This is a genomic window from Rhizobium moroccans, from assembly GCF_057559155.1.
This window is the reverse complement of record NZ_JBHFJG010000013.1, coordinates 47,350-54,950: the sequence shown is the minus strand read 5'-3', so window position 1 is coordinate 54,950 and position 7,601 is coordinate 47,350. Positions and strand designations below refer to the sequence as shown.

9 protein-coding genes and 1 pseudogene are annotated in these 7,601 nt (G+C 61.3%); 7 read left to right on the top strand and 3 right to left on the bottom strand.

The features are described 5' to 3' along the window. The 5 genes and pseudogenes from ACE04I_RS09935 to tgt all read left to right on the top strand — a co-directional run. Positions 1 to 74, top strand: a pseudogene (locus ACE04I_RS09935) (pantetheine-phosphate adenylyltransferase); the annotation flags it as partial. A gap of 27 nt (positions 75 to 101) precedes the next feature. Then, positions 102 to 668: a peptidylprolyl isomerase gene (locus ACE04I_RS09930; protein WP_046792287.1), complete on the top strand. Its 567-nt coding sequence runs from the start codon at positions 102 to 104 to the stop codon at positions 666 to 668. 44 nt (positions 669 to 712) lie between these two features. Continuing rightward, the gene (locus tag ACE04I_RS09925; RefSeq protein ID WP_046792286.1) at positions 713 to 1,222 is read left to right on the top strand and encodes a peptidylprolyl isomerase; all 510 of its coding nucleotides are present in this window, start codon (positions 713 to 715) and stop codon (positions 1,220 to 1,222) included. Between the two features lie 70 nt (positions 1,223 to 1,292). Then, the gene (gene queA, locus ACE04I_RS09920; RefSeq protein WP_487207005.1) at positions 1,293 to 2,378 is read left to right on the top strand and encodes a tRNA preQ1(34) S-adenosylmethionine ribosyltransferase-isomerase QueA; all 1,086 of its coding nucleotides are present in this window, start codon (positions 1,293 to 1,295) and stop codon (positions 2,376 to 2,378) included. Continuing rightward, positions 2,375 to 3,496: a tRNA guanosine(34) transglycosylase Tgt gene (tgt, locus tag ACE04I_RS09915; protein WP_046792284.1), complete on the top strand. Its 1,122-nt coding sequence runs from the start codon at positions 2,375 to 2,377 to the stop codon at positions 3,494 to 3,496. Before queA ends, tgt begins: the two co-directional genes overlap by 4 nt. A gap of 21 nt (positions 3,497 to 3,517) precedes the next feature. On the opposite strand, the gene ACE04I_RS09910 is transcribed toward tgt, so the two are convergent. Continuing rightward, the gene (locus tag ACE04I_RS09910; protein ID WP_046792283.1) at positions 3,518 to 3,943 is read right to left on the bottom strand and encodes a DUF4864 domain-containing protein; all 426 of its coding nucleotides are present in this window, start codon (positions 3,941 to 3,943) and stop codon (positions 3,518 to 3,520) included. A 140-nt stretch (positions 3,944 to 4,083) separates the two neighbouring features. Between ACE04I_RS09910 and ACE04I_RS09905 the strand changes: the two genes are divergently transcribed. Both ACE04I_RS09905 and ACE04I_RS09900 read left to right on the top strand, forming a co-directional pair. Beyond that, complete coding sequence (locus ACE04I_RS09905) at positions 4,084 to 5,238, top strand: MFS transporter (RefSeq protein WP_170986294.1); 1,155 nt, start codon at positions 4,084 to 4,086, stop codon at positions 5,236 to 5,238. 120 nt (positions 5,239 to 5,358) lie between these two features. Further along, the gene (locus ACE04I_RS09900) at positions 5,359 to 5,943 is read left to right on the top strand and encodes a J domain-containing protein (RefSeq protein ID WP_046792281.1); all 585 of its coding nucleotides are present in this window, start codon (positions 5,359 to 5,361) and stop codon (positions 5,941 to 5,943) included. 69 nt (positions 5,944 to 6,012) lie between these two features. Here ACE04I_RS09900 and ACE04I_RS09895 read toward each other — a convergent pair whose 3' ends face one another. Further along, positions 6,013 to 6,420 carry a hypothetical protein gene (locus ACE04I_RS09895; protein WP_046792280.1) on the bottom strand — a complete coding sequence of 136 codons (408 nt, stop codon included), beginning with the start codon at positions 6,418 to 6,420 and terminating at the stop codon, positions 6,013 to 6,015. A 350-nt stretch (positions 6,421 to 6,770) separates the two neighbouring features. Beyond that, positions 6,771 to 7,598: an MBL fold metallo-hydrolase gene (locus tag ACE04I_RS09890; RefSeq protein ID WP_487207004.1), complete on the bottom strand. Its 828-nt coding sequence runs from the start codon at positions 7,596 to 7,598 to the stop codon at positions 6,771 to 6,773. Positions 7,599 to 7,601: the final 3 nt, after the last annotated feature.

The following is a 7,601-nucleotide window of genomic DNA, read 5'->3' as shown; positions in this document are numbered from 1 at the left end:
CCTGGGGCGGCGATGTCAGCGCTTTCGTGCCGGCCGCGGTCCTGAACGCCCTGAATGCCAAGCTGAAACGCTGATCCGTCCTTCACTCATCGGAGTTCCGCATGAAACTGCTTCGTCTCGCCATTGCCGGCGCCTTTGCCCTGGCTTCCTTCGTCATGCCGGCGCTCGCCGCCGAGGACGATTTCCTGACCATCCAGCTCAAGGATGGCCCGGTGGTCGTTCAGCTCATGCCGGAAGTCGCGCCGAAGCATGTTGCGCAGGTCAAGGCTCTGGCCGCCAAGGGCGAATATGACAATGTCGCATTCCACCGCGTCATCCAGGGCTTCATGGCCCAGACAGGTGACGTCCAGTTCGGCGATATGGAGGATGGCTTCAATGCCTCGCGCGCCGGCACCGGCGGCTCCGACCTGCCGGACCTTCCGGCTGAATTCTCCAAGGTTCCCTTCGAGCGCGGCACCGTCGGCATGGCACGCAGCCAGGACCCGAATTCCGCCAACTCGCAGTTCTTCATCATGTTCGACGAAGGCTCGTTCCTGAACGGCCAGTACACCGTCATCGGCAAGGTGGTTTCGGGCATGGAGAACGTCGACAAGATCAAGCGCGGCGAGGGCGGCAACGGAGAGGTTTCCGACCCCGACCGGATGATCAAGGTCACCGTCGGCAAGTAAGTTCCAAGCGCATCGCCTATGCGCCAAACATAAAGGAGAAGGCCATGGCCGAGATCAAGGATCCGGAAAACACTGTCATCCTGGAAACCACCAAGGGCAAGGTTGTCATTCAGCTTCTGCCGCAGGTGGCGCCGGAGCATGTCGCCCGCATCAAGGAACTTTCCCGCGAGAAGGCCTATGACGGCGTCGTCTTCCACCGCGTCATTTCCGATTTCATGGCGCAGACCGGCGACGTTCAGTACGGCAAGAAGGGCGGCGAGAGCTTTAACCCGGCTCGCGCCGGCATGGGCGGCTCGGCGAAGCCGGACCTGAAGGCCGAGTTCTCGGCAACGCCGCACGTGCGCGGCACCTGCTCGATGGCGCGTTCGCAGAACCCGAACTCGGCAAACAGCCAGTTCTTCATCTGCTTTACCGATGCACCCTGGCTGAACAAGCAATATTCCGTCTGGGGCCAGGTCATCGAGGGCATGGACGTCGTCGACACGATCAAGAAGGGCGAGCCGGTCAGCGACCCGGACTCGATCGTCTCCATGCGGGTTGCCGCCGACGTCTGATCGTCATTCAATGAAAGCCCGCTCCGCCGGTCGTCGTCGGAGCGGGCTTTGCTTGTTCGGAAACTGACACATGCGCGTCGATCTGTTCGATTTCGATCTGCCCGAAGAAAGCATTGCGCTGAGGCCCGCAAGCCCGCGCGACAGCGCCCGGCTGCTCGTCGTACGGCCGGGCGATGAGCCCGAGCTCGCCGATCACCGCGTTTCGGAACTGCCGAGCTTCCTGAAACCGGGCGATGCGCTGGTCTTCAACGATACCAAGGTCATCCCGGCTCAGCTCGAAGGCATTCGCCACAGGGAAGGAGCGGGCGGTCAGCAGGTCTCCGCCACCCTTCACATGCGCACCGCGCCGGATGCCTGGAAGGCATTCGCCAAGCCCGGCAAGCGCATCAAGGTAGGCGATCGGATAGAGTTCGGTCACGGCGGTAATGCCTGCATGATCGGCTCGCTCGCCGCCACCGTGGAAGAGAAGGGCGAGGGCGGCGAAGTCACTCTGCGCTTCGATCTCTCAGGCCCGATGCTGGACGAGGCCATCATGGCGGTGGGACACATTCCCCTGCCGCCTTATATCGCCGCCAAGCGGGCCGAAGACGACAAGGATCGGCAGGATTACCAGACCATCTACGCCCGCGAGGAAGGCGCGGTCGCAGCTCCGACGGCCGGCCTGCACTTCACGCCGCAACTCTTCGCCGCCCTCGATGCAGCCGGCATCGAACGGCACTTCGTCACCTTGCATGTGGGGGCCGGGACCTTCCTGCCGGTCAAGGCCGACGATACCGCCGATCACAAGATGCATCAGGAGATCGGCTACGTTAGTGCCGATACCGCTGCGCGGCTGAATGCCGTCAAGGCAAGAGGCGGCCGGATCGTCTGCGTCGGCACGACCTCGCTTCGTCTCGTCGAAAGCACCGCCACCGATGACGGCGTGATAGCGCCCTTGAGTGGAGCAACCGGCATATTCATCACGCCGGGCTATCGCTTCAAGGCGGTCGACATGCTGATGACCAACTTCCATCTGCCACGATCGACGCTGTTCATGCTGGTCTCGGCCTTTTCAGGGCTCGAGACCATGCGCTCGGCCTATGCCCATGCGATCTCGACAGGCTACCGCTTCTACTCCTATGGAGACGCGAGCCTGCTTTTCCGGAAAGACAAATGACCGAGAACTTTCAGTTCACCCTCAAGGCCACCGATGGCGGCGCCCGGCTTGGTGAAGTTTCGATGCCGCGCGGCACGATCCGCACGCCGGCCTTCATGCCGGTCGGCACGGTCGGCACGGTCAAGGCCATGTATCTCGACCAGGTGCGTGAGACCGGCGCCGATATCATTCTCGGCAATACCTACCACCTGATGCTCCGGCCGGGCGCCGAACGGGTGGCCCGCCTCGGCGGATTGCATGAGCTCATCCGCTGGCCGCATCCTATCCTCACCGATAGCGGCGGCTTCCAGGTCATGTCGCTGGCCGGCTTGCGCAAGCTCGACGAGAAGGGCGTCACCTTCAAGAGCCATGTGGACGGCAGCCTGCACCACATGTCCCCGGAGCGCTCCATCGAGATACAGGGACTGCTCGGCTCCGATATCCAGATGCAGCTCGACGAATGCGTGGCGCTGCCGGCTGAGCCGAAGGAGATCGAGCGGGCCATGGAACTGTCGCTTCGCTGGGCGGAGCGTTGCAAGGTCGCCTTCGGCAACCAGCCCGGGAAGGCCATGTTCGGTATCGTCCAGGGCGGCGATCAGCCCAACCTGCGCATTCGCTCCGCCGAGGGCCTGAAGGAACTCGATCTCAAGGGCTATGCGGTTGGCGGCCTTGCGGTCGGCGAGCCGCAGGAAGTGATGCTGCAGATGCTGGAAACGACGCTTCCGGTTCTGCCGAGCGAAAAGCCGCGCTATCTGATGGGCGTCGGCACGCCCGATGACATTCTGAAATCGGTGGCGCGCGGGATCGATATGTTCGATTGCGTGATGCCCACCCGCTCCGGACGGCATGGCCTGGCCTTCACCCGCCGTGGCCGCATCAACATCCGCAACGCCAAGCATGCCGAAGACCTGCGTCCTCTGGATGAGGAGTCGAGCTGCCCGGCGGCGCGCGATTATTCCCGCGCCTACCTGCATCACCTCGTCCGCTCCGACGAAGCGCTCGGCGGCATGCTGCTGTCCTGGAACAATCTTTCCTACTACCAGGATCTGATGAAAGGCATCCGCAAGGCGATCGCCGAGGGGCGCTTCGCCGACTTCTATGCCGAAACGCAGGAGGTCTGGGCGAGGGGAGACGTCTGATCTCGCTCGCCGGCTCTGCCTTCAGATGCCGGTGCTGGTGCTGTTTGGAAGCATCCGCACGCCGTTGACCTTGTAGCTGCCGTCATCCATCAGCCGAAGCTCGTAGATGGCGGTCCAGTCCTTGCCTTTCGGATCGGTAATCAGGACTTCCTGCAGCACCATCTCGCCACCGCCCACGAGCTTGGAACGGCCGAAGGCGTAGCTGCCGGCCTGATAGACCGGCTCGTAGCTCTTGCGGACCATGTCGAGAAACCGTTCCTTGTCGGGGTAGAGGCTGCGGATACCGGGAGAGGCGTGGGAATAAGCCTTTTCCGCATCATCCGCCATCAGCGCGGCGATTTGTTCCGAGATGACGGCCTGGGCTTCCAGAACCGGATCTTGGGCTCTCGAGGGCGGGGCGGAAAGGAGAATAAGAAACACGAAAGCGGAGGCGAAGCGAACCGACATAGGCGTTCTCCAAGCGTGACGCGGGAAGCCTATCATGGAAAGCCTGCGTGCTGAACAACGCAGCCTTTCGCAATGAAATCTTGTGGCCGCGCATGGCGAATGCGACGAATGGCGCAAATTGCGATTCGCCGGATTCCTTCATGTCTACGCTCGCGCCTTCCGCGCTGCTCTATTTCTGCAATGCCATCCTCTTCGTTTCCCTGTTCACGCGCTTGCCGGCCATCCAGCTTTCGCTCGGCGTCGACAAGGCGATCCTGGGATTCACCTTGCTCAGCGCTCCCCTGGGAACCTTCCTGGCGCTGCCCATCGCCGGCCGCGTGACCGACCGGCTGACGCCCCGTCTGACGGCGGTCGCAACCTTGTCGATTACGGCTCTGCTCACGCCATTGCTTACCATCGTTCCGTTCAGCGGTTTCCTGCTCTGTTTTTTCCTCTTCGGCTTCTTTCGAACCATTTTCGATGTCGCCGCCAATATGATCGCCACCGGCATCGAGCACCGCACCGGCAGGAAGATTCTCTCGCGCAGCCACGGTTTCTGGTCGATCGGCCTGCTTGCAGGCTCGCTGGTTTCCGGCTTCCTGGCGGGCAGGGGAGTGACGCCCTTCTTCCACCAGGCGATGGCCGCTGCCTTTGTGATCCTCTCCTGCCTCATCGCCTTGCGGATGATGCCCCGGGAGGTGGCGCCGGTGATCCAGCCGGATCGCAGGAGGCCGGTCTATGTGCTTCCCGACAGGACGATCCTGTTGATCTGCGTCATGGTCTTCGGCCTCTGCATCGTCGAAGGCGCGGTCTATGACTGGGGCATATTCTTCATCCGCGAGGTGCTGGGCGCCGGTCCCGTAGCCGCCGGAATGCTCTACGCCACCTTCACGATCGGTATGGGCCTGACACGGCTCAGCGGAGATATGCTGCGCGAGAAGTTCGGCGCGGCGACACTCCTGCGCGCCTCGGCTGTCTCGGTGGGAGCGGGCGTCATCCTGCTCGTTTCCGCGCCGGGACTGATTGTCGGCGGCTTTGCGCTTTTCCTCATCGGCTGTGGCGTAGCACTTGCATTTCCTCTGGCGGTCTCCACCGCGATCGAGCGCGGCAAGGGTCAGGCATCCGAAAGCCTTGCGGCCCTTGCGCTTACCTTGATGCTCGGTACGATCGGCGTTCCGCCGCTGCTCGGCTTCATCGCGGAACATGTCGGCCTGATCGCCAGCTTCCTGGTTCTGCTGCCCTTCATCCTGCTGAGCTTCCTCATGGCGCCCGTGGCGGAAGGGCGCCGGCCGTGGCTCGGATTTACGCGCCGATGAATTGCAGCCTTGCCATTGCCGCTAATTGGCCACAAGATTCCGTAAGGGGTTGAGACCGGGAGCCGGACCCGTTAGGACGGCGACGAAGCTGGATTCATTTCCCCGGAGACAGGTGAAGCGGTGATCGATCCTTACGAAACGCTTGGTGTTTCACGCGACGCTGATGCCGCAGCCATCAAGCTTGCCTATCGCCGTCGGGTGAAGAAGGCGCATCCCGATTCCGGCGGCGATGCGGAGGCCTTCGGCAAGCTCACGACATCTTACGAACTGCTCAACGATCCCGTACGCCGCAAGGTTTATGACGATACCGGCTACGATCCGGCGCTCGCCGATCCCATGGATCTGCAAGGGGTGCTGGTGCTGGAAATGCTCGTTAACGAGGTCATTCTCGACGAGCGCGAGCCGGGAAGTTTCGATCCGGTCGCGGCCATGCGCCGAAAACTCACCGACAAGATCGTTCAGGCACGGTTTCACATTCTCGAAATGGAGCGCCACCGCGCGCGCATCCGCAATCATATCGACCGTATCGGCAGAAAGCCCGGAACCGACGTGCTCGGCCGCATGCTGAGGTCGCGCTGCGATACGATCGGCGAGGCGATGATCAAGGCGGAAGCCGATATAAAGGCCATCGAGCAGGCCTATGCCATGCTGGAAGGCTATTCCTACGAAATCGAAATCGAGGAAATGCGGACGGCGGCCGAATAGGGGGCAGGTGCCGGGAGAGGGCACCTTGCCGGGGCTGGCTGTGTTTGTGCCGTGATTTTTGTCATCAGGCTATTGATCGTCGGGATTGTCGACTTGGCAGCCGATTCCGTGGCAGCCTTGGTAGTTGCCTTGCGTATCGAAGTTGGGATTGCCATCTTTGTCGTACTGAGGCCTGTTGCCGATGACATCAGTGCCGCCAGTAACGCCAGTAACGCCGGCTGTGGACTCGAGATCTTGCAAGCGCCTTCGGTCTCTTCGATCCTGCTGTTCTAGTGATTCCATTGTGCGCTGCTGGTCGTCGCTGCGCTGCTCGTCACGGGACATCATGCAATTAGCAAAGCCGTTAGTTCCCGGCCGGTAACCATATGAAGCGCATTTATCTTGATCCGATGTGCGCTGATCTTTGGCACTGACGCAGCCGGCAAGTGCCAGCGGCACAATCGCGATCAACAAAAATCTCATCTTGAATTTCAGCATTATATCCCTCCGATTGCGCGAATGGTACCGAGCTAGTGTGATCGCCAGCCCATTGGAGCACAGCAGGACAAATTATTGCAACTGATAGTAAACTGGCTCGCTAGCCGAGGACACGCTTTCCGTCTGTGCCCGCGGAGCTGCCGGTGCTCATCGGCAAGATGCAGCACCGGCGACCGCTTGGTGTCAATACATGTCCTGGCAGACGAATAGGGGCTTTCGCCCGGCAGGTCGCGGTTGGAAATAAAATGTGCCCGGCTACATCCCAAAATCACATAAGATAGATTATGGAACTATTGGATATGCAAGAGCGGCAAAAGGCTTATGCAAGTTCTCTAATCCGCTCATATAAGTCAGAGCGCGTCCTCGGCCAGCTCGAACTCGAACGTCATCCCGTCATAAGCGGGTTCGACATTCGGCGGCGTCTCAGTGCGGACCGTCTCGTAATCCAGCGGTGTGTGCATATGTGTGAGAACCGCCTGCTTCGGCGCAAGCCGAGCGATCCAGTCGAGTGCCTGTTCCAGCGACAGATGGCTTGGATGGTAATGATACTGCAGAGCGTCGATGACGAGCATGTCCAATCCGCCAAGCCTTGGAATCGTCTCGGGCGGAAAGTCGCTGACGTCGCTGGAATAAGCCACGCCACCGATCCGGAAGCCCAGAGAATGGATATCGCCATGTACCTGCATGTACGGCATGAGCCGGATCGGCCCGCCTGGACCGTCGATGACGATCGGCTCTTCCATGTTCTCGATCAGCGTCGGCTCGACGATCGGCGGATAATTGCCGCCGGGCGGCGTCTCCAGGCAATAGCCGAAGCCCTGGCGAATGCGCTCCATGGTCAACGCATCGGCATAGATCGGAATGCGCCGGCGTTGCATGATGAAATAGCCGCGCAGGTCATCGATGCCATGCAGATGGTCCGCATGCGCGTGAGTATAGAGCACCGCATCGATCCGTTCGACGCGCGCCGCGATCATCTGCTCGCGGAAATCCGGACCCGTGTCGATCACCACCGTCGTACGGCCGCCGTCAGGCGCAATCTGCTCGACCATGAAGGCGGCGCGCGTCCGCCGGTTGCGCGGGTTTTCAGGATCGCAGGCACCCCAATCGCCATTGATGCGCGGAACGCCGGGAGACGACGAACAACCGAGTATGGTGAAGCGCCGGCGATAGGCCACGTG

Bases quoted from the DNA above. Each gene is read 5' to 3' on its own strand.
- ACE04I_RS09930 (WP_046792287.1), top strand. From the start codon at position 102: ATGAAACTGCTTCGTCTCGCCATTGCCGGCGCCTTTGCCCTGGCTTCC.
- ACE04I_RS09925 (WP_046792286.1), top strand. From the start codon at position 713: ATGGCCGAGATCAAGGATCCGGAAAACACTGTCATCCTGGAAACCACC.
- queA (WP_487207005.1), top strand. From the start codon at position 1,293: ATGCGCGTCGATCTGTTCGATTTCGATCTGCCCGAAGAAAGCATTGCG.
- tgt (WP_046792284.1), top strand. From the start codon at position 2,375: ATGACCGAGAACTTTCAGTTCACCCTCAAGGCCACCGATGGCGGCGCC.
- ACE04I_RS09910 (WP_046792283.1), bottom strand. From the start codon at position 3,943: ATGTCGGTTCGCTTCGCCTCCGCTTTCGTGTTTCTTATTCTCCTTTCC.
- ACE04I_RS09905 (WP_170986294.1), top strand. From the start codon at position 4,084: ATGTCTACGCTCGCGCCTTCCGCGCTGCTCTATTTCTGCAATGCCATC.
- ACE04I_RS09895 (WP_046792280.1), bottom strand. From the start codon at position 6,420: ATGCTGAAATTCAAGATGAGATTTTTGTTGATCGCGATTGTGCCGCTG.